The 23,499-nt window shown below is 63.1% G+C and carries 26 protein-coding genes; 12 read left to right on the top strand and 14 right to left on the bottom strand.

Going from position 1 to position 23,499, the window contains the following annotated elements; all coding sequences use genetic code 11:
• Nucleotides 1-63 precede the first annotated feature (63 nt).
• Together NSE01_RS10235 and NSE01_RS10230 are read left to right on the top strand one after the other, a co-directional pair.
• A complete protein-coding gene (locus NSE01_RS10235; protein ID WP_147159494.1) occupies nucleotides 64-465 on the top strand; it encodes a group II truncated hemoglobin in 402 nt (133 codons plus the stop codon).
• Nucleotides 466-500: 35 nt separating this feature from the next.
• Complete coding sequence (locus NSE01_RS10230) at nucleotides 501-1,139, top strand: YoaK family protein (RefSeq protein ID WP_147159493.1); 639 nt, start codon at nucleotides 501-503, stop codon at nucleotides 1,137-1,139.
• Here NSE01_RS10230 and NSE01_RS10225 read toward each other — a convergent pair.
• Genes NSE01_RS10225 through NSE01_RS10205 form a run of 5 tightly spaced genes read right to left on the bottom strand, consistent with a single transcriptional unit; the run spans nucleotide 1,117 to nucleotide 5,135 of the window.
• Complete coding sequence (locus tag NSE01_RS10225) at nucleotides 1,117-1,404, bottom strand: DUF167 domain-containing protein (RefSeq protein WP_147159492.1); 288 nt, start codon at nucleotides 1,402-1,404, stop codon at nucleotides 1,117-1,119. The two genes, NSE01_RS10230 and NSE01_RS10225, sit on opposite strands and share 23 nt — an antisense overlap.
• Entirely contained in the window at nucleotides 1,385-1,954 is a 570-nt protein-coding gene (locus NSE01_RS10220) for a gamma carbonic anhydrase family protein (RefSeq protein ID WP_147159491.1), read from the bottom strand. The genes NSE01_RS10225 and NSE01_RS10220 overlap by 20 nt, the downstream gene beginning before the upstream one ends.
• A gap of 10 nt (nucleotides 1,955-1,964) precedes the next feature.
• On the bottom strand, nucleotides 1,965-2,498 hold the full coding sequence (locus NSE01_RS10215; protein WP_147159490.1) for a GNAT family N-acetyltransferase: 534 nt from the start codon (nucleotides 2,496-2,498) through the stop codon (nucleotides 1,965-1,967).
• Between the two features lie 7 nt (nucleotides 2,499-2,505).
• Nucleotides 2,506-3,501: a porphobilinogen synthase gene (gene hemB / locus NSE01_RS10210; RefSeq protein ID WP_147159489.1), complete on the bottom strand. Its 996-nt coding sequence runs from the start codon at nucleotides 3,499-3,501 to the stop codon at nucleotides 2,506-2,508.
• Nucleotides 3,502-3,554: 53 nt separating this feature from the next.
• Nucleotides 3,555-5,135, bottom strand: coding sequence for a M23 family metallopeptidase (locus NSE01_RS10205; protein ID WP_246135144.1), 1,581 nt, complete (start codon nucleotides 5,133-5,135; stop codon nucleotides 3,555-3,557).
• Between the two features lie 248 nt (nucleotides 5,136-5,383).
• On the opposite strand from NSE01_RS10205, the gene NSE01_RS10200 reads away from it, so the two are divergent.
• The gene (locus NSE01_RS10200; protein ID WP_147159488.1) at nucleotides 5,384-6,415 is read left to right on the top strand and encodes a DUF3667 domain-containing protein; all 1,032 of its coding nucleotides are present in this window, start codon (nucleotides 5,384-5,386) and stop codon (nucleotides 6,413-6,415) included.
• Between the two features lie 170 nt (nucleotides 6,416-6,585).
• On the opposite strand, the gene NSE01_RS21290 is transcribed toward NSE01_RS10200, so the two are convergent.
• The 7 genes from NSE01_RS21290 to NSE01_RS10170 all read right to left on the bottom strand — a co-directional run bounded on the left by NSE01_RS21290 (nucleotide 6,586) and on the right by NSE01_RS10170 (nucleotide 14,617).
• Nucleotides 6,586-6,741: a hypothetical protein gene (locus NSE01_RS21290; protein WP_170233811.1), complete on the bottom strand. Its 156-nt coding sequence runs from the start codon at nucleotides 6,739-6,741 to the stop codon at nucleotides 6,586-6,588.
• Between the two features lie 71 nt (nucleotides 6,742-6,812).
• Nucleotides 6,813-8,753 (bottom strand): ATP-dependent zinc metalloprotease FtsH, encoded by a 1,941-nt coding sequence (gene ftsH, locus NSE01_RS10195; RefSeq protein WP_147159487.1) that lies wholly within the window; start codon nucleotides 8,751-8,753, stop codon nucleotides 6,813-6,815.
• Between the two features lie 92 nt (nucleotides 8,754-8,845).
• Nucleotides 8,846-9,811: a tRNA lysidine(34) synthetase TilS gene (gene tilS, locus NSE01_RS10190; protein ID WP_246135143.1), complete on the bottom strand. Its 966-nt coding sequence runs from the start codon at nucleotides 9,809-9,811 to the stop codon at nucleotides 8,846-8,848.
• A gap of 4 nt (nucleotides 9,812-9,815) precedes the next feature.
• Nucleotides 9,816-10,814, bottom strand: coding sequence for a tetratricopeptide repeat protein (locus tag NSE01_RS10185; RefSeq protein WP_246135142.1), 999 nt, complete (start codon nucleotides 10,812-10,814; stop codon nucleotides 9,816-9,818).
• A gap of 123 nt (nucleotides 10,815-10,937) precedes the next feature.
• On the bottom strand, nucleotides 10,938-11,864 hold the full coding sequence (locus tag NSE01_RS10180) for a helix-turn-helix domain-containing protein (RefSeq protein WP_170233810.1): 927 nt from the start codon (nucleotides 11,862-11,864) through the stop codon (nucleotides 10,938-10,940).
• Nucleotides 11,865-11,982: 118 nt separating this feature from the next.
• Nucleotides 11,983-14,256: a phosphoenolpyruvate--protein phosphotransferase gene (gene ptsP, locus NSE01_RS10175; protein ID WP_147159484.1), complete on the bottom strand. Its 2,274-nt coding sequence runs from the start codon at nucleotides 14,254-14,256 to the stop codon at nucleotides 11,983-11,985.
• 193 nt (nucleotides 14,257-14,449) lie between these two features.
• Complete coding sequence (locus NSE01_RS10170) at nucleotides 14,450-14,617, bottom strand: YdcH family protein (protein ID WP_147159483.1); 168 nt, start codon at nucleotides 14,615-14,617, stop codon at nucleotides 14,450-14,452.
• A 299-nt stretch (nucleotides 14,618-14,916) separates the two neighbouring features.
• Here NSE01_RS10170 and NSE01_RS10165 point away from each other — a divergent pair, with 299 nt between their 5' ends.
• The 7 genes from NSE01_RS10165 to NSE01_RS10135 all read left to right on the top strand — a co-directional run bounded on the left by NSE01_RS10165 (nucleotide 14,917) and on the right by NSE01_RS10135 (nucleotide 20,196).
• Nucleotides 14,917-15,114, top strand: a complete 198-nt coding sequence (locus tag NSE01_RS10165; RefSeq protein WP_147159482.1) for a YdcH family protein — start codon at nucleotides 14,917-14,919, stop codon at nucleotides 15,112-15,114.
• Nucleotides 15,115-15,252: 138 nt separating this feature from the next.
• Nucleotides 15,253-15,735: a DUF1465 family protein gene (locus NSE01_RS10160; RefSeq protein WP_174812025.1), complete on the top strand. Its 483-nt coding sequence runs from the start codon at nucleotides 15,253-15,255 to the stop codon at nucleotides 15,733-15,735.
• Nucleotides 15,736-15,800: 65 nt separating this feature from the next.
• Complete coding sequence (locus NSE01_RS10155; RefSeq protein ID WP_174812024.1) at nucleotides 15,801-16,760, top strand: MBL fold metallo-hydrolase; 960 nt, start codon at nucleotides 15,801-15,803, stop codon at nucleotides 16,758-16,760.
• A gap of 83 nt (nucleotides 16,761-16,843) precedes the next feature.
• Complete coding sequence (locus NSE01_RS10150) at nucleotides 16,844-17,407, top strand: DUF4230 domain-containing protein (protein ID WP_246135141.1); 564 nt, start codon at nucleotides 16,844-16,846, stop codon at nucleotides 17,405-17,407.
• A gap of 66 nt (nucleotides 17,408-17,473) precedes the next feature.
• On the top strand, nucleotides 17,474-18,214 hold the full coding sequence (locus NSE01_RS10145) for an adenylate cyclase (protein ID WP_147159480.1): 741 nt from the start codon (nucleotides 17,474-17,476) through the stop codon (nucleotides 18,212-18,214).
• A gap of 56 nt (nucleotides 18,215-18,270) precedes the next feature.
• On the top strand, nucleotides 18,271-19,260 hold the full coding sequence (gene nadA, locus NSE01_RS10140) for a quinolinate synthase NadA (protein ID WP_147159479.1): 990 nt from the start codon (nucleotides 18,271-18,273) through the stop codon (nucleotides 19,258-19,260).
• Nucleotides 19,261-19,275: 15 nt separating this feature from the next.
• Complete coding sequence (locus NSE01_RS10135; RefSeq protein ID WP_147159478.1) at nucleotides 19,276-20,196, top strand: CDP-alcohol phosphatidyltransferase family protein; 921 nt, start codon at nucleotides 19,276-19,278, stop codon at nucleotides 20,194-20,196.
• Between the two features lie 6 nt (nucleotides 20,197-20,202).
• Here the strand turns inward: NSE01_RS10135 and NSE01_RS10130 are convergent, their stop codons facing one another.
• Both NSE01_RS10130 and NSE01_RS10125 read right to left on the bottom strand, forming a co-directional pair.
• Nucleotides 20,203-21,504, bottom strand: coding sequence for an MFS transporter (locus tag NSE01_RS10130; protein ID WP_147159642.1), 1,302 nt, complete (start codon nucleotides 21,502-21,504; stop codon nucleotides 20,203-20,205).
• A gap of 41 nt (nucleotides 21,505-21,545) precedes the next feature.
• Entirely contained in the window at nucleotides 21,546-22,460 is a 915-nt protein-coding gene (locus NSE01_RS10125; protein ID WP_147159477.1) for a hypothetical protein, read from the bottom strand.
• Between the two features lie 11 nt (nucleotides 22,461-22,471).
• Here NSE01_RS10125 and lipB point away from each other — a divergent pair, with 11 nt between their 5' ends.
• Together lipB and NSE01_RS10115 are read left to right on the top strand one after the other, a co-directional pair.
• Nucleotides 22,472-23,155 (top strand): lipoyl(octanoyl) transferase LipB, encoded by a 684-nt coding sequence (gene lipB / locus NSE01_RS10120; protein WP_147159476.1) that lies wholly within the window; start codon nucleotides 22,472-22,474, stop codon nucleotides 23,153-23,155.
• Nucleotides 23,152-23,490, top strand: a complete 339-nt coding sequence (locus NSE01_RS10115) for a hypothetical protein (protein WP_147159475.1) — start codon at nucleotides 23,152-23,154, stop codon at nucleotides 23,488-23,490. The genes lipB and NSE01_RS10115 overlap by 4 nt, the downstream gene beginning before the upstream one ends.
• Nucleotides 23,491-23,499: the final 9 nt, after the last annotated feature.

Genomic DNA, 23,499 nt, shown 5'->3' with positions numbered 1-23,499 from the left:
GCAGCTGGCGGTGAGGGCTGGCAAGTGAAGGTCTGCCGCACTGTCGCTTTGGAGTGAGCATTCTTGGCCACGACGACCGAAACACCCGCTGCCAGCCCCTATGACCGGATCGGTGGTCATGCAGTCCTCCGCCGTATCACGGACCGCTTCTACGACCTCATGGAGACCGAACCGGCATTTGCGGAGCTGAGAGCCATGCACGCGTCCGATCTGGCACCCATGCGCGAATCGTTGCCGCTGTTCCTGGGCGGCTGGAGCGGCGGACCGCGTACATGGTGGGATGCCAATCCCGGCAAATGCATGGTCAGCATGCACGCCCCCTTTCGTATCGACAAGGCCATCGCAGGACAGTGGGCAGACGCAATGCGTCGGGCCATTGCCGATGTTGCACCCGAAGATGCGGCAATCGCAGAAGCTCTGGCAGATGTGCTCGACCGCATGGCGCGGGGCATGGCGAAGGCCTGATTTGCCAGCAGCCGGCAAACCGCTAATGTCCTATCATGCTGCGCTATGATCCGGGTCGACGAAAACTGGCGATTGCGCTCTCCGGGCTTGCCGGGTTTGTCGACGCTGTCGGCTTCCTCTCTGCCAACGGCTATTTCGTATCATTCATGTCCGGCAACTCGACACGGTTGGGGGTGGCGCTGGGCACTTCGGCCAACGCCGCGCTGCTTCCGGCATCACTCATCGTCACGTTCCTCTGCGGTGTAACGCTAGGCGCGCTCGTGGCCCTTAAGGCCGGTGCGCGCCGCAAGCCGGTGATCTTGTGGCTGGTAGCCGTGCTCCTGCTGCTGGGCGCAACCGCCCGCGCGCTTGGCTACGAGACCGCGATGCTGGCCCTGCTCGTTCTGGCCATGGGGGCGATCAACAACACCTTTCAGCGCGGAGGTGAAGTTACAGTGGGACTGACCTACATGACCGGCGCGCTGGTGCGGCTTGGACAAAGTCTGGCACTTTGGCTTGCCGGCAAAGCAGAGCCGGGCTGGATCCAATGGGGTCTGCTGTGGGCCGGCCTGCTGTCAGGCGCGGTGTTCGGTGCGTTCCTGCAAAACCGATTGCCCTTCGGTTGCCTGTGGATCGCAGCTGGGTGGGCGGCAACGGTGGCAATGGTTGCAATCAGGCTTCCGGCAGAATCCTGAACATTTTTTCGCGTGAAGTTGCGCCGCGCAACAAGGCAATCCGGGACGCCGGGATACCAAGGGCCTGACCGAGCAAATCAACGACAGCCGCCGTAGCCTTGCCGTCTTCCGGCTTCGTCCTCACTTTGACGAGAACGCGGCCAGACTCGATTTCCACGCCTTGAGAACGGGCACCGGGTGTAACCCGAACGCAGAGCCGTCCATCTGCGTCGGCGAGTGCCAGAAGTTTCTCTGCGGCCGGAAAATCAGGCTTTGGTCGTGCCATGATCTGCCAACGCGGCGCTATGTGCCCTTGCATTGCCAACGTAGTGCGCGACGCCCAGTTGCATCTCGTGCAGGGCCGCATCGGTCAGATCACGCATGTAGGCAGCAGGGCGCCCTCCCCACAGCTGGCGCGACACGATGCGCTTGCCCGGCGTGAGCATGGCACCTGCGGCCAGCATGCCATCACCTTCGATCACCGCGCCGTTCATCACCACGGCGCCCAGCCCGACAAACGCACGATCTTCCAGCGTGCAGCCATGCAGCATGACCATGTGCCCGACGAGAACGTCCTCCCCGATCAAGGTGGGAAAGCCTTGCGGGTCGCGCGGATCCGGGCTGTCGCAGTGGATAACGGTTCCGTCCTGAACGTTGCTCCGCGCACCGATGACAATCCGGTTCACGTCACCGCGGATCACGCAATTGTACCAGACCGAAGCCTCTGGTCCGATCTCGACATCGCCGATGATCCGGCAACCGGGCGCGATGAAAGCGCTCGGATGGATGCGTGGTGCCTTACCATTGATAGCGGCGATGGTGACGTCCTGATGCATGGAGCTCCCTTCAGGCGGCCTGCGGCTGGGGCCGATGGATGCGGTAGAGGATATGCGGGCGAAGCGGATCACCCTCAGCAAGATCTGGATGATCGAAGTCTTCGCCGGGATAGCGGGTCATCCCGAGGCGCTCCATCAAGCCCCAACTGCGCGTGTTGGCAAGGTTGGTGATCGCCATGATCGCTGGCACCTCCAGGTTCGCCCAGGCCCACGCCAGCGAAGCCTCAGCCGCTTCGCGGGCCAGACCAAAACCCCAGGCGTGATGGGCCAGCCGCCAGCCGATCTCGTACTCGAAAATAGGCGGACGAGGCGGCAGGATCCCGCAAAAGCCGATGAAATCACCCTCGACCTTGCGCTCTAGCGCCCAGAACACGTGCCCATGCTCGCGCTCGGTGGCGATCATGCGGTCGACCGCACCATCGCTTTCGGCCCGGGTCAGTGGCGGGAGATATTCCATAACCCGCGAATCGCAGGCCATGGCCCAGAACGGATCACGGTCAGCGTCGCGCCATGGGCGAAGGATCAGCCGCTCGGTCTCGATCATTGATGCCTTAGCCGCCCATCAGGCGCGCGGCATGCAATGCATGGTACGTCAGAACGCCCGAACAACCAGCGCGCTTGAACGCCAGCAAGGTTTCCAGAACCAGAGCGTCGCGGTCACCCGCGCCGACCGCTGCCGCCGCTTCGATCATCGCGTACTCGCCGCTCACCTGATAGGCGAACACCGGCACCTGGAAGGCCTCTTTCACGCGGAGAGCGATATCGAGGTAAGGCAGGCCGGGCTTGACCATCACGCTGTCGGCGCCCTCGGCGATATCGAGCTCGACCTCACGCAGTGCTTCCTCTGCATTGCCAGGGTCCATCTGGTAGGTTTTCTTGTTGCCCTTGAGCAGACCGCGCGATCCGACTGCGTCACGGAAGGGTCCGTAAAACGCAGAGGCGTACTTCGCGGCATAGGCCATGATCTGGACGTTGATGTGGCCGCCGTCTTCCAAAGCTTCCCGGATCGCGCCGATCCGGCCATCCATCATGTCAGACGGCGCAATGATATCCGCACCAGCGGCTGCCTGATTGAGGCTCTGGCCGACGAGCACATCCACTGTCGCATCATTCAGGACATAGCCCTCGCCATCGATCAGGCCGTCCTGCCCGTGGCTCGTGTAGGGATCCAGCGCCACGTCGGTGAGGACGCCAAGCGATTCACCGCAAGCGTCCTTGATGGCCTTGATCGCGCGGCACATCAGGTTGTCCGGGTTCAAGGCTTCTGCGCCGTCCTCACTGCGGCGTTCGGGCTGGGTATTCGGGAACAACGCCACGCAGGGTATCCCCGCCGCCGCCGCTTCGCGCGCGCGCTGCGCCACAAGATCGACCGACCAGCGGGACACGCCCGGCAAGGAACCGATCGGGTCTTCGACTCCGTGACCTTCTGTCACGAACAGCGGCCAGATCAGATCGGCCGGAGTGACAAGCACTTCACGGTGCAGGGCGCGGCTCCACGCGGTAGCGCGGGTGCGGCGTAGGCGAATGTTGGGATAACCAGCGGACATCCGCTTGTTCTAGGCGTTGCTGCACCTTTGGGCAACCAGTCCGCGCGTGCTGTTCAGCGCGGCGCCCCCACGATCGCGCCGGGCTTGACCGAGAGGAGTTCCTGCAATCGTGCCTTGAAGGCAGCGATCTGTTTCGGATCGACAGCCTGGCGCTGCTGCACCATGCGCACCGAGAAGGGATCGACGGTCTGCCCCCCGCGATAGACCTCGTAGTGCAAATGGGCACCTGTCGAGAGCCCGGTCGAGCCGACATACCCGATGATCTGCCCGCGCCGGACAGCCATGCCGGGCGCGACAGCGATCCGGCTCATGTGGCCATAACCCGTGGCAATACCTGCGCCGTGGTCCAGCCGGACATAGTTGCCATGCCCGCCGTGCCACCCTGCATAGGCCACGCGCCCGTCCGTCACCGCATAGATCGGCGAGCCCCAGGACGCTGCGAAATCGACACCCGCGTGCATCCGGACATAGCCAAGAATGGGATGGCGCCGCATGCCGTAGCCTGATGTTACGTGGCCGTTGACAGGTGTACCGAACAACCCGCTGTCCGTTTGTCCGCCACCAACAAGATCGGCCAGAGAGGAAAAGCTGCCATCCGCCCCCCAGCGCAGCAATTGTGCGCGCGGCTGACCGGACCGGACAACGCCGGCGTAGAGCAGATTGCCAGCTTCGCCCTCACCATCCGCCGTATGCTTGTAGGAGACAACGAGATCGAACTTGTCGGTCGGCTCAATCTCCTCGAACGGGAGCGCCTGATCGATGGCACGCAGATAATCCTGAACCGCGCTGGGCGGCGCCCCTGCGGCGCGGGCCGAGCGATAGAGGCTTGAACCAACCAACCCCTGAACCCTGAGCGGCGTGATATCGACAGCAATCGCCTTCCGAGCCAGCGTCAGGCCTCCACCCGTCCGGGTGATCGAAAGCGAGAGATCGAAGCGCGGCCGGAAGTCGATTGCCATGAGCGGCCGCGGATCGGACGCATTGCTCCGGGCACCGAGCCTAATCGAAAAGCGGGTACCAGGTGCAATGTCTGCAAGAGGAACAGCGCTGGCCACCATGGCGGCAACTTGTCCTGCATCCCCGGAACCCACGCCAGCGCGTTGCAGCATGCGCGGTACGCTGTCGTTTTCACCGATCGTTGCAGCGAGTTGAATTTCAGGTCGCTCGGGAGCAGCGGCCAGCCGCGTAACCGCATCGGTTGCGGCGAAATGCCTACCCTGCGTCGAACCCAGAGCGAAGGGCCGCAGCGACTGTGCCCGAAACTCGATCTGGGAAGCTTCGTCGAGCGGCAGCAGTGGCGATGCCTCAAGCGGTGCGAAGCGCGGCCAGAACATCAGGGCTAGCAGGACAAAGGCAACAAACAGACCAAGGCCACGAAACCATCGTGCGCTGCCGACATCTTCGGCCAAGTCCGGCGCAAGCGGATTCCGCTCCGCCCAGCGTTCGACGCTCTGGCACAATGCCGTCCAACGCTTGGCAAGGGGGCGATTGCTGTCGCGGAATGTCGGCGTGGGCGGTGGCGGTGGTTCTGGTGGTGGCAGGATGGGTGCACGGCGAGCAGGTGCCACGCCAAAGCGCGCGCGACCGAATGTCACGCTGCCGGCAAGCCCCATTTCCTCGCGTGGACCCAACACTCGGGTTGCTTCCCTTTTCGCCATCCTGAGCCCACTCGCAGGCCAGGTGCCGCACACCGCAGACAATGAAGAAGCCCTGCACCTGCAAGGTTAATTCGGCGTAAACCTGCGCCATTGGCCCACGGATCGCAGCCTTCGGGATTTCCGGTCCATTCCGGGTTGCTTTAGCCCGCAGGCATGGTCACCGGGCTGGGATTTGGCTAACGTAGCCCGGCAATCTGATTTGAACGAAGTGGGGCGGCAAAGGCATGAGCGAGGCGCAAGCATTGGGTGATGCCATCGGCGCAGGCCTGACTGCACGTGCCTTCGAGCCGAATGCGGGCGAGGGCGACAACGGGCATACGCACGAGAGCGCGTGCCTGAACTGCGGCACCCCTTTGATCGGCAGCCACTGCCACAGTTGCGGACAGGCGGCCCATGTCCATCGTACTCTGGGCGCCTTCTTCCACGATCTGCTCCACGGCGTGTTCCACTTCGAAGGGAAGGTCTGGCACACGTTGCCGATGCTGATCTTCCGGCCTGGCAAGCTCACGCGAGAGTACATCGACGGGCGGCGGGCGCGCTACGTTTCACCTCTTGCCCTGTTCCTGTTCAGCGTCTTCGTGATGTTTGCGGTGATCCAGCAAACGGCAGGCGATCTTAATCTGGACAAGGATGGCAAGGTAGCCATCAACGTTGGCTTGTCGAAGGGAACGGCGGAGGTCGAGAAGTCACTCGCCGCAGCGCAAGAAAAGCGCGCCAAGATCGAAGCCAAGGGCGGCGACACTGACGATCTCGACGCCGAAATCGAGCAGCAGGAGCGCGCGCATGCTGCAATGCGCCGGATGAGCGGCGAGAAGCTCTCCTCGACCGGCTTTTCGATCCTCGACGAAGTGATCGACGAAACCAAGAGCAACCCGAAGCTCATGCTCTACAAGATGCAGAGCCACGCCTACAAATACAGTTGGGCGCTGGTGCCGATCTCTGTGCCCTTCCTGTGGTTGCTGTTTCCGTTCAGCCGCCGCTTCCACCTCTACGACCACACAGTTTTCGTCACGTACTCACTGAGCTTCATGACATTGCTGTTCGCCGCCGGAATGATCGCTGGGGCCCTCAATGCCGGCCTTGTTGCCGGTCTGCTGACGCTTGTCCCGCCCATCCACATGTACAAGCAACTGCGCGGAACCTACGGCTCATCCCGGTTCGGCGCGCTGGCTCGCACGTCTGCGTTGGTGATCTTCGCCTCGATGGCGCTCGTAATCTATCTGCTCGCGATCGCAGCTGAAGCTGGCGCGGGCTGAACCCGCGCAGGTTTTCAGCAATCGAGAACGAATGTCCCTGCAGTACGTGCTTCCAGTGCGACAAGCACCTTGGCTGCTACAGCGCGGTCGAAGCGGCCGCCCAGGGTAACCAGCAACGCATCCGTCGCTATCGCGGCGAAGAGCCTTTCCGACGCAGCAAGCAAGGTTCCCTACACTGCCTCGAGCCCCGAGAAAACTGGCAGGTCGAGGCTGCTGTAGGACGCCGAGCGAACATAGATATCGTGAACGTTGACCGATGCCGCGTGCTGGCGAACGAGAAGTTCTCCCGCACCCGGTGCGGGAACATCAGCGGACTCGAGCTTCATGACATCCGGGCAACTAAGCACGGATGACGATGGCCTCACTGGCAATGCTCATTGCAAGTAAGGTTTTCTGTTCATGCCCCAGCGGGATGCGGATCCCCGGAGCCAGAGAAGCGCCTACCGGCACGCGGCACAGTCGCGCCAGCCGAGCTCACGGTCCGGGCTGGGCCGCTCGGAGCTTCCGGGCGATCAAGCTTGCCGTTGTCCATAAGCGCACGAATTTCCTCGCCGCTCAGCGTCTCGTACTCCAGCAGCGCCTGGGCGAGCAGGTGAAGCTTGTCCTCGTTCGACTTGAGGATATCCGTCGCGCGGGCATGCGCTCCATCGACCAGCATCCGGATTTCGCTGTCGATGAGCTTGTTCGTTTCATCCGACATCATGGTGCGCTGCGAACCGCCCATGCCGAGATAGCCTTCCTGTGCTTCTTCATATTGAAGCGGCCCCAGCTTATCGGACATGCCCCACTTCGTGACCATGTTGCGGGCAAGGCTCGTTGCGTACTGGATGTCGGACGACGCACCGGACGAGACCTTGTCGTAGCCGAAGATCAGTTCTTCGGCGACACGGCCGCCCATGCTCACGGAGAGATTGGCGTGCATCTTGTCGCGGTGATAGGAATAGCTGTCCCGCTCAGGCAGGCGCATGACCATGCCAAGTGCCCGGCCGCGGGGGATGATCGTGGCCTTGTGGATCGGGTCCGAAGCGTCTTCGTTGATCGAAACGATCGCGTGGCCTGCCTCGTGGTAGGCAGTCATCTTCTTTTCATCATCGGTCATGACCATCGAGCGACGTTCCGCGCCCATCATGACCTTGTCCTTGGCGTCCTCGAACTCCTGCATTGCAACCAGTCGCTTGTTGCGGCGGGCAGCAAGGAGCGCGGCCTCGTTGACGAGGTTCGCCAGGTCCGCACCCGAGAAGCCCGGAGTACCACGAGCGATTACGCGCGGAAGCACATCGGGAGCCAGCGGCACCTTCTTCATGTGCACGCTCAGGATCTTCTCGCGGCCATCGATATCGGGGATGGGAACGACGACCTGACGGTCAAAACGGCCAGGACGAAGCAGCGCAGGATCGAGCACGTCCGGCCGGTTCGTGGCAGCAATGATGATGATGCCTTCGTTGGCCTCGAAACCATCCATCTCGACCAGCAGCTGGTTCAGCGTCTGCTCGCGCTCGTCGTTCGAATTGCCGAGGCCGTGGCCGCGATGACGGCCAACCGCGTCGATTTCGTCGATGAAGACGATGCAAGGCGCGTTCTTCTTCGCCTGATCGAACATGTCGCGGACGCGGCTGGCGCCTACGCCGACGAACATCTCGACGAAGTCCGAGCCGGAAATCGTGAAGAACGGCACGCCTGCCTCACCCGCGATGGCGCGTGCCAGCAAGGTTTTGCCCGTGCCGGGTGAGCCGACGAGCAGCGCGCCCTTGGGGATCTGACCACCGAGCTTGGAGAAACGGCTGGGATCACGAAGGAACTCCACGATCTCCTGAAGCTCCTCGCGTGCCTCGTCGATGCCGGCCACGTCGTCGAAAGTAACCTTGCCCGAGCGCTCGGTCAGCAGCTTTGCCTTCGACTTGCCGAAGCCCATCGCACCGGAGCCGCCACCTTTCTGGACTTGGCGCAGCGCGAAGAAGGCAACGCCAAGGATCAGCAGGAACGGCAGCGACTGCGCGAGGATGTAGAGCAGGAGGTTGGGCTCTTCCTGCGCCTTGCCCGCATAGCGAACGCCATGCTCCTGGAGGAGCTTGGTCAGTTCCACGTCGCCGGGAACCGGAACAGTGGTGAATTGCTGGTCGTTCTTGAGGGTGCCCGTGATCCGATCTGGCCCGACCTGGACTTCGCGGACGTTGTCCTGCGCGACGCTGGCACGGAAATCGGAATAGGGGATCACCGCTCCCGCAGGATCGGTGCGCGTGTTGAACATGGAAACGACAAGGAGCAGCGCGAGAAAGATGCCGCCCCAGATCAGGAGGCTCTTGATCCAGGGGTTACCCTGCGGCTGGTCGTCATTCATGGCGCGGCTTTCGATCCGGAATAATTCAGTCTCTCCAATGTAGGACGACCTTGGGGAATGGCAATATAAGCTTGGGCGCGAATTTCTTGCCCCTAGGGACGTCCAAGCGTGCCATCCGGCTTGCGTCGGGGCTTTGGAGCGACGGTGAAGCGCCATTCCGCTTTGCGGCCATCGCCGCGCACGCCAGCCAGCGTCGCGATCTCGCCGGCGGCCAGCCGGTCGTACCAGCGCGCAAGGGCATTCCCGCGAGGCTGCGCACCCGCCATTCTTCCGATGAGCCGCTCCAGCACGCGCAGCGCAACAACCCGGGGGACATTGACGGCATTCCAGTATGCAGTGCCGCCATCTGTCCTCACCGCAGCGAGACTGTTCTCGACAATCCATTCGACGGCCGCATCGGCTTCGCCAAGGTGGCGCGCACTTGCGGCCAAAGCCATCGGGTCGAGATCGCTCAGCCGTGCCAACTGCGCGCGCACCCTGGCCCGCTCGAAGCGAAGATCGGCGTTGGACGGATCGTGTATCGCTTCAATTCCTGCGGCGTCCACGTAACTGGACAACTCGCTACGGCGCCAGCCAAGCAGTGGTCTCAGGAGCTGGCAATCCGGGACACCCGGCAGCACTGATCGCGCTCGCATGGCGGCAAGTCCCCGAAGCCCGGCGCCGCGCGAAAGCCGCATGAGGAGCGTTTCTGCCTGATCGTCGGCATGATGTGCCGTGACGACTGCATTCAGGCCGTTGCTACCAGCCCACGCACCAAGCGCCTTATAGCGCGCATCCCGTGCGCGCTCTTGCACGGCAGGGCCCGGCGGCAACGCAATATTCAAGATGTCGTGGCGAAGGCTGAGCTTATCGCAAAGCTTGGCGACGTAGCGCGCTTCTTCCGCACTCGCTGGCCGGAGCCCGTGGTCTACCGTCGCCACAAGAAAGGGAGCAGGCAGCGCCGCACGAGCCAGCAGCAGCAGCGCAAGACTGTCTGGTCCACCCGAAACCGCGAGACCGACTGGGGCGTCGTCCGGCCAGACTGCTAGCCAGTCAGCCGCGAAACGGGCTTCAAGCACCTTATCAATTGCAGACCACCGGCTTGGTTGCCGCCTCGTACTGTGACTTCAGACGCCCGGTCAGTTCGGAGGGATAGGTCTGCCGGAACTCTGCAAAGGCCACGCAGGCACGCTTCTCTTCCTTGAGCCGGCTCATCGCGACGCCAAGATAGAGCAGGCTATCTGCCGCACGGTCGCCCTTGCGATCGGCCTGATAGTTCTGGAGGAAATACTGCGCCGCCGTACCCGGTTTGCCATCATCGAGATACGCCCGGCCAAGCAGGTTGCGGGCATAGCTGATCCGGGCATGGCGCGGATATTGCTGAACGACACGTAGCAATTGCTGCTGAGCCTCGGGGAAGAACTTGGCCTCCCACAGGCGGTAGCCATACGTGTATTCGTCTTCACCCTTGTCGTCGCTGGACGGCTTCTCGATGGCCATGACCGCCTTGACGCGATCAGGCGATGCCTCAACTTTCGCCGGTTCAGGCTTGGCGGCGGCTGGTTTGGATGCCGGCTTGGTCGACCCAGCCTGCTCAGTGGGAGCCGCCGAAACAGTAGCAACAGCGGCTGGGGCAGCAGAATCGGACGTGACAGCAGGTGCCGCAGCGCTCGCCACTGCAGGGCTGGCTGTTTCAAGTGCCCCAAGGCGCGCTTCGAGCTTGGCAATGTGGTTCTGGTTCTCTTCGCTCGCTGCCGTCAGTCGCTGCAACTGGGCCTCTACGGCGTCCATGCGCGTGAGAAGGTCAGTCACCGCGGTAGGTGTGGGAGCCGGGGCAGCAGCGCTGGTCGCTGGCGGGGTGATCTCGGGCCCGAACGTCTTGCCGGCGCCGTCGGGGAACACCTTGCGCTGAACTGCCCGCAGTTCCGCCTCGAGGCGCCGCAACCGGACGTCCGTGCTCTCCGGCGCTGCCTGAGCATGGGCAGCAGGGATGAGCCCAGCGGGCATGCAGGTTGCCGAAATGACGGCCAGGGTGAGGGCCATCGCCGAACGAGTACGGCCAAAGCCAAACATGATCTTCATTGTCACTCCCGTCGGATCGCTGCCGCTTCCATGCGCTGCCTTGAGGGGGGCGCGCAAGCATCTGGACAAGATTTGCATTGCCGAACTCGGGGTTTCTCACAGATCGCCGCTGTTAGACCCGGCCTAATGAACGGCAGACGATGCGCCGGGCGCAAGTCCCGCAACCGGGACAGCCAGGCGAGCACGAAGGCTGGCGCCATCGACCGGCACATCCTTCATGATCTTCTCCGCCTCGGCGAGGCGAGGAACCGGCTGGCCTGCGATCGTGATCGAGAGAGCGTCGGGCCTCCCTGTCCATAGCTTGGGCTCAACGGCGTCCGTCGGCACCGTATAGCTCTCGCCCTTGGCCAACTGCTTCTGCATGAGCTGCTTGCCTTGTCCGTCGTAGAACTTGACCCAGATGCCTTCCTCGATGGCTGTGAAAACCACCGGTGCGCTGGCCGTCGGCTGGGAGCCGACAGGTTTGACTGCGGGAGTCGTTTGCGGGGCTGCGGCAACCGGAGCCGGCTCGGGCGTCTTGACAAGCGAAGGCAGCGAGACAGCCGGCGCATAGTAGCTGCGCCAGAAAATTCCGCCCATGGCGAGGATGGCGCCGACAAGCAGCAAAGCGAGCCAGCCGACAAGCCGGGAGGGCGTCTTTGCCGGATCACCAACTTCGAACTGATTGAGGACACGCGGCTCCGTGCGCGGGGCGCTCCCTTGCAACTCCGCGCGAACCGCGTCGGCGATCACGGCATCATCGAGCCCGACCGTACGGGCGTAAGCCTTTGCAAATCCGATAGCATAGGGACGTCCGGGCATCACGCTGTAGTCGCCCGCTTCGAGTGCCTCGATGTGCCGGAGCGTAACCCTGGTGCGTCGGGCGATCTCGGCAGTGCTCAGGCCAAGCGATTCGCGGGCCGCGGAAAGGCGTGCTGACACGCTCTTCGGCCCGTCGTCACTGGACGGCGAATTCGCCCTCGTTCCGCCGGGAACCGGATCAGGCGGAAGGTCAACAGATGCAATGTTGCGTTCGCCGTCATCGGCCACGGCGTAGCTCCCGTCGTTCATCGTTTTTCCGGGCATTCTCTGATTGGTTGCGACCGGCTCTGAGGCAGCATGTCCCGACCAGAAAAGTCAATGATTTTGAATCTGTAGCGGTATGATGTGACGTTACGATGCGACGAGCTCAATCGTAGTCAATACCATGCGCTGTCGCCCAGGCGGCGATTTCGGCGCGCAGATCGGCCGGCGGATTTGCAAGCCAGCCTGCCATGGCTGCCTGAATGGCGGGAAGTTCGACCTTGCGGACCAGTTCCTTGATCGGACCCACAGCCGCAGGAGTAATCGACAGGCGGGTGATGCCGATACCGAGCAAGGCCAGCGCCTCGAGTCGGCGACCGCCCATCTCGCCGCAAACGGTCACGTCGGTGCCGAAGGGCGCGACGGCAAGCACAACGCGGCGCAGGAACCGCAGGATCGCAGGCGAAAGCCAATCATAGCGCTCGGCCAGCTTGGGGTTGGCCCGATCTGCGGCGAAAAGGAACTGGGTCAAGTCATTCGTCCCGATCGACAGGAACGACAGACGCGGCGCCAGAACGTCAAGGTATTCGGCCAGCGCCGGCACCTCAAGCATCGCGCCATAGCGGATCGCATCGGGCAGAAGCTTCTTCTGCTGCTTCAGAAATGCGAGCTGACTTTCGAACACAGCACGTGCCGCATCAAACTCCCACGGCTCGGTAACCATCGGGAACATCACATTGAGCGTGCGTCCGCCAGCGGCTTCAAGCAGCGCCCGTGCCTGCACCTTGAGCAATCCGTCCCGTTCCAGCGCCACGCGCAGCGCGCGCCAACCCATCGCGGGATTCTCCTCGGTCTCGCCATCATTGTGGCGCAGATAGGGGAGCACCTTGTCGCCGCCGATATCGACGGTGCGGAACACGACCGGTCGATCACCTGCGGCATCGAGCACATCGCGGTATAGCCGGGTCTGGCGTTCACGCGCGGGGAGCGTTGCCGAAACAAGGAACTGGAACTCGGTGCGGAACAGGCCGATCCCGTCTGCGCCAGTCAGGTTGAGCATCGGCATGTCATCGCGCAAGCCGGCGTTGATCATCACCCGGACACGCTGACCGTCCGCCGAAACCGGTTCGACATCGCGCATTGCCGCATAGAGCGCCTGCCGTTCACGATTGCGCGCAAACCGCGCTTCGAAGGCCTCGACCAAGGTCGGCGCCGGACGGACGTCGACAACACCTTGATCACCGTCGAGCAGCAATTGGTCTCCCTCGCGCACCTTGGCGCGAAGACCGCGAATGTGCCCGACCACCGGGACGCCCATGGCACGAGCCACGATGACGACATGGGCAGTGAGCGACCCCTCCTCCAGAATGACACCCTTGAGCCGCCGCCTGTCGTATTCCAGCAGTTCGGCCGGACCGAGATTGCGCGCGATCAGGATCGCATCACCCTTGAGCCCAAGGCTGGCCGCCGTACCAAGCTGGCCGGACACTATGCGCAGGAGCCGGTTCGAGAGATCCTCCAGATCGTGCATGCGATCAGCCAGAAGCGGATCGTCGATCTGCCGCATGCGCATCCGGGTCCGTTGCTGGACTCGCTCAATCGCAGCTTCGGCGGTCAGGCCCGAATCGATCGCCTCGTTGATTCGCCGGCTCCACCCTTCGTCATAGGCAAACATGCGGTAGGTCTCGAGAACCTCCTCATGCTCCCCGCCCATGCCGAACTCGGCCTGGCTGGCCATCCGATCGATCTGCTCGCGCATCTTGTCGAAGGCGAGATAGACACGCTGGCGTTCTGCCTCGGTATCTTCCGCGACGACGTGCTCGATCGTGACCCGAGGCTGGTGGAACACGGCAACGCCGCTGGCGAGCCCCTTGACCAGCGTGAGCCCCTGAATCCGCTCATGCCCGGTCAGGTGCGCATCGGCGCCGAGAACGTCTTCCTCATCGATGAGATCGGCGTTGGCGATCAGTTCCGAGAGCACCATGGCCACGGTCTGGAGCGCCTCGATCTCAACTTCCTCGTAGCGCCGTGGCTCGACATGCTGGACACCGAGCACGCCAACGGCCCGCGCACGCCGTACGATCGGCACGCCGGCAAAGGAGTGGAAGCGTTCTTCACCGGTTTCGGGGAAGAAGGCGAAGTCCGGATGCGCCGCAGCTTCGGCCAGGTTGAGCGTCTCGATATTCGCCGCGATCGTTCCGACGAGGCCTTCACCGACAGCCATGCGCGTAACGTGGACGGCCGCCTGATTCAGGCCGCGGGTGGCGAAGAGCTCCAACATGCCTTCGCGCAGCAGGTAGATCGAGCAGACCTCGCTGTTCAGCTTGTCACCAATCACGTCAACGATCTGGTTGAGCTTGGCCTGTGCACCGGCGCGGGATGCCATGACCTCGTGAAGCGACGTCAAGATCGCGCGGGCGGCGGCGGCGGCGGTGATCATGATGGAAGGCCTAGCGCAGAGCGGGCAGTTTGCAAACTGCGGTGCCTAGGGCATTTATGAATTCGTATCCGTATGCGGAGATATCACGCCGCTGCAGGCAGTTCATGGAAGCGCAGATTGACCCAGACACCCGGAGAAGCGGAAGGCCAGCCGGGGATCCGGCCAGCCAACCGCATTTCAAGAAAGTGATACGTCAGTGAACCTGCTGCACGTGCGCAAGCTCTTCCTTGATTCGCAGCTTTCTGCGCTTCAGTTCCTTGATCAGCGCGTCGTTGGGCGACGGGCGCAGCCGCTCTTCGGCGATGCGCCGTTCAAGACCAGCATGTTTGGATTCAAGAGCGCTGATATGCGACATTTCCATGCGGCAACCTCCTCAAGGACACCAGTCTCGGCCCGCTGCGGCGGCAGGATCGCCACCGAAGCATTTGGGCCGAAGTTTTGCGCCGGCATGGACGTGTCGGCCTCGACTCGTTCGAGCGGGCGCGTTGTCATGCTCCCACAATCGCCGTATCTTGCAAGTCTATCTGCGTCGGGATGTCCAAGAAGCGCGTTCTTGCGTATTCCGGTTGCACCGAAGCGTTAATGCGTGGAGGCCCGCAAATATGAAGCGGGCTGCCTCGCGCCCGTGCGACGGTTGGGCAGGATCTGGGAGTGGTGCGGTTGACCGAAGACGAAATGCGCAAGCGGCTTGAAATGCTGCGGACCGAGCATCGCGATCTCGACGCGGCAATCGATGCCCTTTCCGGCACCGGTGCGCATGATCAATTGCAAGTTGCGCGCCTCAAGAAGCGGAAGTTGCGGCTGAAGGACCAGATCGCCTTGCTTGAAGACTATCTGATTCCGGACATTATTGCTTGATTACAGATTCTTGACTCAAGATGAACGGTCCGGTCGCAAAGTCTTCCGGCGTATCGTTCCGGCACAGTTTCAAAACATGGTGAATCCGCCGCCGCCAAAATGTTGAGTGGGGCCTCAGGATAGGTTTAAGCGCTGAACATGGCCCTCATGCCCAACCTCAATCCGCGCATCATCGAGGCGCTGTACGCAGAGGCGCTCGTCCTCTCGGAGGAAGTCCGCGCAGTGTTCGACCGCTTGCGCCAGGGCCATGACAGGCGCACTTTGGTGGGGGCAAATGATGATCCCGATGCGGATCTTGTCCATGTTCAGGTGAGCTGCGAAGCACTGCGGTCAACGACGCGGATCATGCATTGCCTCGCCTGGCTCCTCAATCACCGCGCCTACTTCGCGGGCGAACTCAGCGAGTTGCAACTTCGCCGCCATGGCCGTCTGATTGCCAATTTTCCGCTGAGCGATCCCGTGCAAGTTCTCGCCCTTCCCGCCGATGCCCAGCGCTGCGTGCAGGATAGCGAACGGCTTTATGCCCGCATCCAGCGGCTGGAGCGCGCATGGCGGGGAGACGCGGAGACCTCAGGTAGCGCGATCGAGAGGCTTCGTCACAGACTGGCAGCGGCAATCTGAAGTCCAGCATCCCGGTCAAGCGACGCAGCGTTGCGCCGCTGCCCGAAAATCCCCATATCCGGCTCATGGCAACTACGAACCCTGCGCCGGGCATCTCGATCCCCGATCGTTCCGAATGGAACACGGGCCTTGCGGTTGTGCTGGAGCCGCAAGTGCGCCGGGTTCTGGCCCCGAACCCTTCCCCCTACACCTTCAACGGCACCCAAACCTATCTGGTTGGCAGTGGCCGCGATGTTGCGGTCATCGATCCGGGCCCGACCGGCACCGGAGTGGCCGGCCATGCCGACACGAACGGCGAAGGCCATGTCGACGCCATTCTCAAGGCAATCGACGGCCAGCGACTGGTCGCCATCATGTGCACGCATACGCACCGCGATCACAGCCCCGCGGCCCTTCCGCTGCAAGCCGCAACCGGCGCTCCGATCATTGGCTGCGCCGCGCTTGTGATAGACGACAGCGGTGCCGGCGTTGGCGTGAGAGCGGACGCCGAGTTCGATCCGCTGTACAAGCCCGACCGGGTTCTGAGCGATGGCGAGCAGATTTCGGGCGAGGGCTGGACGCTGGAGGCCGTGTCGACACCCGGCCACACCAGCAACCACCTGTGCTTTGCCCTGCAAGAAACCAGCGCGCTGTTCACCGGGGACCATGTCATGGGTTGGTCGACAACTGTCGTTTCACCGCCCGATGGCGATATGAGCGCCTACATGCTCTCGCTGCAGAAGCTGCAGGGCCGCGAGGATACGGTCTACTACCCAGCGCACGGCCCCGCCGTAACCAAGCCGCAGCAGTTGGTGCGCGGGATGATCGGCCATCGCCGTCAGCGCGAGGCGCAAATCCTGCGCCTTCTCGGCGGGGCACCTTCGACGATCCCGGATATGGTCGCCCAGATGTACAAAGGCCTCGATCCGCGCCTTAATGGAGCAGCGGGGCGATCGGTGTTGGCGCATCTTATCGATCTCGAGACACAGGGCCGCATTGCACGTGCGCCGGAGGCGGCGGAGACGCTATGGACCTTGATCGCCTGAACCCAGGGCCGCCACCGAGCAGGAGCCCGGTGCGCGGACGTTTGGCGGTTCTGCCATGGTTGCTGTTTCTGTGCGCGTCTGCCGTGGCCGCCCTCCTCGCATGGGAGATGTGGAAGCCGGAACAGATCGGCGATCCGCTTGCCACCAGCCTGATCGCCTTCGACAAACAGGATCGCCTGACCGTGTTCAGCGCAGAGCTTGCACCTGTCGTCGCCAGTGATGACAGCCGCCTGTTCGGCCTCGTCACTTCACGGCAAGTCGCGGTAATCCCGGCGCGGGTCGAATACGCCATCGAACTCGGCAAAGTCGGCCGGGACCGCATGCGCTGGGATGCGGTAAGCAAGACGCTGTCCGTGCGCCTGCCGGCACTCGATGTGTCACGACCGAACCTTGATGAAGCCCGCGCGCAATACTTGCGCGAAGGCGTGTGGATCACGCGGGCTGCGCAGGACAAGCTGACGCGGGACAATACCAAGCTGGCCGAACGGCTTGCTGTGGAGCAGGCAGCCAATCCGGTGCTGCTGAGGCTGGCACGCTCTGCGGCGAAGGACGCCATTCGGCAGAATCTGTCTATCCCGTTGCGAGTGGCCGGGTTTGGCGAAGTTAACGTGTCGGTTTCGATTGATGGAGAGCCTGCAAAGCCATAACCTGCTGCTTCGGGTTTGCTCCGCCCCGAATGGCAAAAGCCACGGGCCGATCAAGGGAGTGGCAGCATGGACTTTGCGGCGGCGCAATCGAGCGCTTCGTATCTTTCCGATCAACGATTTTTCACGCGCTTGGCGCAGGGGGTGGCCGCACTGATCGTGTTCGGCTTCCTGCAATGGGCGCTGCGCGGCTTTGTCGATCCGCTCCGGACCCCGATCTGGATCCACGCGCATGGGATTGCGATGCTGGGCTGGCTGGGCACGATCGTCACCCAGAACAGTCTCGCGGGAAAAGGCAATCTTGCACTGCACCGCAAGCTGGGCTGGGCCAGTCTCGGCCTCGTCCTCGCCATTTTGCTGCTCAGCACCTTTGCGGGGCGCATGGCGCTCGCCATGCACAGGGTTCCGCCGTTTTTCACCGACGCCTATTTCCTCGCGCTCACGCATGTCGAAGCCACTGTCTTTGCATTGACGGTCGTGGCCGCCATCACCATGCGCAAGCAAACCCAGTGGCATCGGCGCCTGATGATCGCAGCGACAGTCCTCCTCATGGAACCGGCACTGGGCAGGCTCCTTCCGATGCCCCTGCTGGGGCAGATTGTTGGAGGCTGGACGATTACCGCGATCCAGGTCGGCGTCCTCGCAATCATGGCGCGCCATGACGCCAAGGTGCTTGGCCGAGTCCACCCCGCGACGCTGATCGGCATGGGCCTGATGGTTGCGGTACACGGGGTCATTCAGGTGCTGGCGGGCATGCCCGTGGTGGCAGGGTACGCAGAGGCTATTGCCCGCAACTTCGGCGCTGCCTAAGTGCGGGCTTGAGGAGCAGGGGCACCGGTCCCTTCTTGACCAGAGGATTTCGAGCCATGACCGCCCAGCCCGCCAATCTCACCGGCCTTGATCTGCGCGCCGAGATCGATCGGCTGCGCAAGGATCGCAAGGCGGTAATCCTGGCGCACTACTACCAGAAGCCCGAGATTCAGGACCTCGCCGATTTCGTTGGCGACTCCCTCGAACTGTCCCGGAAGGCTGCTGCAACCGATGCCGAAGTCATCGCCTTTTGCGGCGTTAAGTTCATGGCCGAGACGGCAAAGATCCTCAGCCCCGAAAAGATCGTCGTCCTGCCTGACATGGACGCCGGGTGCAGCCTCGAGGATTCGTGCCCGCCGGAAAAGTTCCGCGCCTTCCGCGAAGCGCACCCCGATCATATCGCGCTGACCTACATCAACTGCTCGACCGAGGTGAAGGCGCTCAGCGACATCATAGTGACGTCTTCGAGCGCCGAAACCATTCTCGCGCAGATTCCGCCGGAGCAGAAGATCATCTTCGGCCCCGATCGGCACCTCGGCGGCTATCTCAACCGCAAGTTCGGGCGCGAGATGCTGCTTTGGCCGGGTGTGTGCATCGTGCATGAAGCCTTTTCTGAGAAGGAACTGCTCAAGCTGATGGCGCAGCATCCCGGGGCGCCTGTCGCCGCACATCCGGAATGCCCGCCGCACATCGTCGATCACGCCGAGTATGTCGGATCGACCAGCGGCATCCTCCAGTTTGCGCGGACATTCCCGGGGGATACCCTGATTGTGGCGACTGAGCCGCACATCATTCACCAGATGCAGCTCGCTCTCCCGGAAAAGACCTTCATCGGTGCACCAGGGGCCGACGGCAACTGCAACTGCAACATCTGCCCCTACATGGCGCTCAACACGCTCGAGAAGCTCTACCTAGCGCTGCGCGATCTCACGCCGCGCATCGAGATCGAGGAGACCCTGCGGCTTGGCGCGAAGAAGAGCCTCGACGCCATGCTGGCGATGGCGAGCGGCACCGTCGGGCAAGGCGATCTTGGCGCACGCAAGTAAGGCGGCACTGACAGCATGAGCACATCCCCGTCGACGATCCGAACCTCGACCGTGAAGCGGCCAGCGCGGGCGCGAGAGCTGCAGGACGCCCTCAACCACTACCTCTATCACCCGCTTGCCTGGCAACTGGCCCGGCTGCTGTCCCCCACGCCGATCACCCCCAACATGGTCTCCGTGTTCGGCGGCCTGCTCGTCGTTGCCGCTGGTATTGTCTACTTCAGCACATCAGGACCGATGTGGGCGATGCTGGGCATGCTGCTCCACATGTCGTGGCACGTGGTCGATGGCGCGGACGGGGATCTTGCCCGCATCATTGGGCGCACGAGCCCGCTCGGCGAATTGGTGGACGGCATTTGCGACTACGCCAGCCATATCGTGCTTTACATCTTGCTTGCGCTTGTCCTTACGCGCGCGCTTGGCCCCGGCTGGGCTTGGTTCTGGACATTGGCAGCGGGTGCCAGCCATATCGTCCAGGCCAACCATGTTGAAGTCCAGCGCCGGTTCTACCAGCATTGGACCTACGGCACACCGTGGCTCCACAATGCCAGCGGCGACAACAGCGCCCTGTTCCGTGATAAAGGCGGCATTGGCTTCATCTTGCGCGCGTTCGTGGCAGGATACTTGCGGCTCGCAGCCGGCATGAGCCCAAATGCCTTGCGGATCGACGCTGCCGTCACACACGCGATGGCAAACGACCCTGCGCTCCTTGCCCGAATCCGGGCAGAGGTTCAGCGCGAACAGCGCCCGCTGCTGGTCCTGCTTCGCTACCTCGGACCCAATCCGCGAGCGATTCTGTTGGGTTTCGCGATGATCGCCGGAAGCCCGTTGTGGTACTTCATCTACCTGTCGGTAGGGCTGAACCTGCTGCTCATGCTGTCGGTGCGTCTCCACGATGCCGCTGCAGGCCGCGTGGTTACCCGCCTGGAGCTAGCCTGACCCGCGTCAGGCCTGCGCATCCTTGCGCATCCCCAAGGCGCAGATCAGGATGACGCTAGCCGCCAGCAGTTCAACCACGCCCCACGCCAGCCAGCTTGAATGGTTGTAGAGCCAGACGCCAATCGCGGGTGAGATGATGTAGGCAGATCCGTTGACCGCGGCGACGATCCCGGCCGATTGCCCCTGTTCGGCCGGCGTGACGGCCAGGCTCGCACCGGAGGTGAAACCCGGACGGAACAGGCCAAAGCCGAGCGAGCAGATAGCGAAGCTGGTTGCGATGGCATGGAGGTCACGGCCCGTCGCCATGCCGAGCGTGCCAACAGCTACAAGGCTCATGCCCCAGAGCGTCGAAGTCCGAGGGCCGAGCTTCATCATCGGAATCAGACCCCACTGCGCCAACAGCGTCGCAACGGCACCGCACATCAGGACGAGGCCGATCGGACCCGCCGCTGCATCCGGCTGGTGGCGCAGACCAAGCCGGTCCAGCAAGAGGAAGCCGACAACGCCCAGCAGAATCGACTGCGCCTGCCCGCCCAGCGTTCCGGCAGCAAGCCAGGCGCGCAACCGTGGATCGCGCCAGCGCAGCCGACCAACCTTTGAGTCCTCAGAATGCGGATCGTGCTCCAGCACGCTATGCACGGGGTCGTCCGCTGAGTGCCCTGCCTCCCCCATCCCGGGATTGGACGAGGCACTCGTCGGCTCGCCCAGAATCTCGCCGCGACCGGCAAAGCGCGGATCGTCGTCGGGCAGTCTCAGCCGCAGCAGAACCAGAACCACCACAGCGGCCAGCGTGAAGGCGGCGAACGGTCCGATCAAGCCAATGCCTGGCAGAATCAGCAGCGGCGCGAGCGCTGGGCCAAGCACCGTGCCCAGTCCGAAGCTGGACGACACCATCGAGAGCGCTTGCGTACGTTCGGCACGGCTGGTCCGGCTGGCAACATAGGCCTGTACAGCCGGCGGCGCTGCAGAACCGAAACCTCCATAAAGCGAGCGCGCGGCTGCGAAGCAGAGGATCGCGGTCAGACCGCTGATCGTGCCGTTCAATCCGGCATGGAGTGCTGCGCCGCATAGCGCAAAGGAGACAGCGAAGCCGACAAGGCCGAGCGCCATCATCGCCTTGCGCCCGCGGCGGTCAGAACGGCGTGCCCAGAACGGCGCGAGCAGCATCCACAGCAGGGCCGACCAACTGTAGGCAAGGCTCACCCAGACATCGGCGATATGCAGGTGCGTGCCGATCGACGGCATGACCGATTGCATCGCGGTATTGCCTGCCGCGGTGACCAGCATGACCATGAACAGCAGCGCCATGCGGCTCCGCGGCAGCTGGACATTAGGCTCGTCCACTGCGCTCACCGCAGACTTGTGCCAGCCTGTTCGCCGGCAAGTTGCTTGTAGACGGCCGCCAGCATGGCGACAAAGTAGGTGTAGCCGATAGCAAGGAGCACACCGGCAACGCCTTCACCGAGCAATCGCTGCGGCTCGCCCTTGAACATCAGCACGAGGACGACGCCGACAAACATCATCACGAGGCCGTAGACGACCAGAAATACAAACCCGGCCATTCCGATGAAGAGCAGGATCCGCCCGGCATTTCGCCGGGTAAGCCGGACACTTTCGCGAATGGCATTGACAGGATTGCGAACCCCTTCCCCTGCCACGACCGGACCAACCAGCATCGTGCGCATGATCGGATAGAGCAACATACCCAAGGCTACAGACACCGCGAGCCTGTCTGGCAGGATCAGGGCCAGCACACTTGCGAGAGCCATCGAAAGCGGGACAATCGCCAGGGCGATGAGCAACTGCGACGCAAAGTAAGTCGGCAGGGCGCGAACGCTATGCCGAATGGCCTGTGCAACAGTCGGGCGGGCGGTATCGAGCATTGCGACGAGCATTGTCAGCATGCCGGCCATCGGCAGCAGCGAAAGGAGCAGCAGGACCGGCAGGGAGCTTGCGTAATAGTCCTGCATCACGGCGAGCATCTGCGCTTCCGACATCTCCGTCGTCATCGCTGGTGAAGGCACGAATACCGCACCGGCGAGGCCCGGGAGCACATAGAATACTCCCGCGATCGCCATGAGAAGGTCACGGTTGGCGGCAACCATGCGTGTTGCGCTGGCCCAGGCCGCACTGCTGTCCAAAGTCGTCACGGCAGTCATGTCCCTTTCCGCCGCAGCCCTAGCAGGACCAAACAGGATGCGCACCCCCTGCTGCGGTGCAATCAGACCTTGCCCGGTCTTGCCAGCGCGCGGCGGTGCGTTCATGCGTTCGCGCCATGGAAGTTCCCGAGCAGATCGAGATCAGGCAAGCGCAGGATCTGGTGCCCTATCGCGAGGCGCTTGAATCCATGACGGCGCGCAATTTGGCCGTGCAGGAAGGCAAGGCCCGCGAACTGATCTGGCTGCTCGAGCATCCACCGGTTTACACCGCCGGAACCAGCGCAGCAGCGGATGAGTTGCTCGATCCTCGTTTTGATGTCGTCGAGGCCGGGCGCGGCGGGCGATATACCTACCACGGGCCGGGCCAACGCGTCGGCTATCTGGTACTCGATCTCGGCAAGCGTGCGCGAGATGTGCGCGGCTTCGTCCACGCCGTCGAGGGTTGGGTGATCGACACGCTAAGTGACTTCGGTGTCGAAGCCTGGCGCGCTGCGGGCCGTGTCGGCATCTGGACGCGCGGCCCGGACGGCGGGGAAGCCAAGATCGGCGCGATTGGTATTCGGATTCGCCGCTGGGTCACGATGCACGGTTTCTCCGTGAATCTTGCGCCAGATCTCACGCATTTTGGCGGCATCGTACCCTGCGGCATCGAGGAATTCGGCGTTACGAGCTTGGCAGCACTCGGCATTTCAGTTGCGCCGGAGGAGTGGGATCGGGCATTGCTTGCGCGGTGCGAGGCCTTCCTGGCCAATCTGGAACCGCGTGATACGGCGGGTGACGCCGCCAAGGACTTGCCATGATCCGTCTCTTGCCCACCCGAACCGTCATCGCTGCTCTTGCGCCTCTGCTGTTTCTCGGCGCTTGCGGCAAGTCATCAGGCCCGCAGGCGGGATCGACCGCAAGCGGAGAGATCCTGCCGGGGTCGGTCAGTGACGCCATGCTAGATACGGACCGGTCACAAGCGCAGGCACCGCTCGCTCCGGCAGCGCACACTGCCGCCAAGGTCGATGCCGGTGCCTCTGCTGACGCTGCCGATGCGGCTGCCGACATACCAACCACGCCCGATGGCGGGCCAGCAGACGCGGCGCCCGCTGCCCCCAAGGCAGCCGCCAGCCCCAAACCCGCGACCCCCTGAACAAACGCT

Source organism: Novosphingobium sediminis (genome assembly GCF_007991615.1).
Taxonomy (GTDB): Bacteria; Pseudomonadota; Alphaproteobacteria; order Sphingomonadales; family Sphingomonadaceae; genus Novosphingobium; species Novosphingobium sediminis.
This window is presented reverse-complemented; position numbering and strand designations above follow the sequence as displayed.

Coding starts and splice junctions, on each gene's coding strand:
- NSE01_RS10220 (WP_147159491.1), bottom strand. CDS start 1,954: ATGCATCAGGACGTCACCATCGCCGCTATCAATGGTAAGGCACCACGC.
- NSE01_RS10130 (WP_147159642.1), bottom strand. CDS start 21,504: ATGGCGCTGCTGTTCATGGTCATGCTGGTCACCGCGGCAGGCAATACC.
- NSE01_RS10180 (WP_170233810.1), bottom strand. CDS start 11,864: ATGAACGACGGGAGCTACGCCGTGGCCGATGACGGCGAACGCAACATT.
- NSE01_RS10215 (WP_147159490.1), bottom strand. CDS start 2,498: ATGATCGAGACCGAGCGGCTGATCCTTCGCCCATGGCGCGACGCTGAC.
- NSE01_RS10160 (WP_174812025.1), top strand. CDS start 15,253: ATGGCCCTCATGCCCAACCTCAATCCGCGCATCATCGAGGCGCTGTAC.
- NSE01_RS10145 (WP_147159480.1), top strand. CDS start 17,474: ATGGACTTTGCGGCGGCGCAATCGAGCGCTTCGTATCTTTCCGATCAA.
- NSE01_RS10185 (WP_246135142.1), bottom strand. CDS start 10,814: ATGAAGATCATGTTTGGCTTTGGCCGTACTCGTTCGGCGATGGCCCTC.
- NSE01_RS10170 (WP_147159483.1), bottom strand. CDS start 14,617: ATGGAAATGTCGCATATCAGCGCTCTTGAATCCAAACATGCTGGTCTT.
- nadA (WP_147159479.1), top strand. CDS start 18,271: ATGACCGCCCAGCCCGCCAATCTCACCGGCCTTGATCTGCGCGCCGAG.
- NSE01_RS21290 (WP_170233811.1), bottom strand. CDS start 6,741: ATGAAGCTCGAGTCCGCTGATGTTCCCGCACCGGGTGCGGGAGAACTT.
- NSE01_RS10115 (WP_147159475.1), top strand. CDS start 23,152: ATGATCCGTCTCTTGCCCACCCGAACCGTCATCGCTGCTCTTGCGCCT.
- lipB (WP_147159476.1), top strand. CDS start 22,472: ATGGAAGTTCCCGAGCAGATCGAGATCAGGCAAGCGCAGGATCTGGTG.
- NSE01_RS10155 (WP_174812024.1), top strand. CDS start 15,801: ATGGCAACTACGAACCCTGCGCCGGGCATCTCGATCCCCGATCGTTCC.
- NSE01_RS10135 (WP_147159478.1), top strand. CDS start 19,276: ATGAGCACATCCCCGTCGACGATCCGAACCTCGACCGTGAAGCGGCCA.
- NSE01_RS10225 (WP_147159492.1), bottom strand. CDS start 1,404: ATGGCACGACCAAAGCCTGATTTTCCGGCCGCAGAGAAACTTCTGGCA.
- hemB (WP_147159489.1), bottom strand. CDS start 3,501: ATGTCCGCTGGTTATCCCAACATTCGCCTACGCCGCACCCGCGCTACC.
- NSE01_RS10200 (WP_147159488.1), top strand. CDS start 5,384: ATGAGCGAGGCGCAAGCATTGGGTGATGCCATCGGCGCAGGCCTGACT.
- NSE01_RS10230 (WP_147159493.1), top strand. CDS start 501: ATGCTGCGCTATGATCCGGGTCGACGAAAACTGGCGATTGCGCTCTCC.
- ptsP (WP_147159484.1), bottom strand. CDS start 14,256: ATGATCACCGCCGCCGCCGCCGCCCGCGCGATCTTGACGTCGCTTCAC.
- ftsH (WP_147159487.1), bottom strand. CDS start 8,753: ATGAATGACGACCAGCCGCAGGGTAACCCCTGGATCAAGAGCCTCCTG.
- NSE01_RS10125 (WP_147159477.1), bottom strand. CDS start 22,460: ATGAACGCACCGCCGCGCGCTGGCAAGACCGGGCAAGGTCTGATTGCA.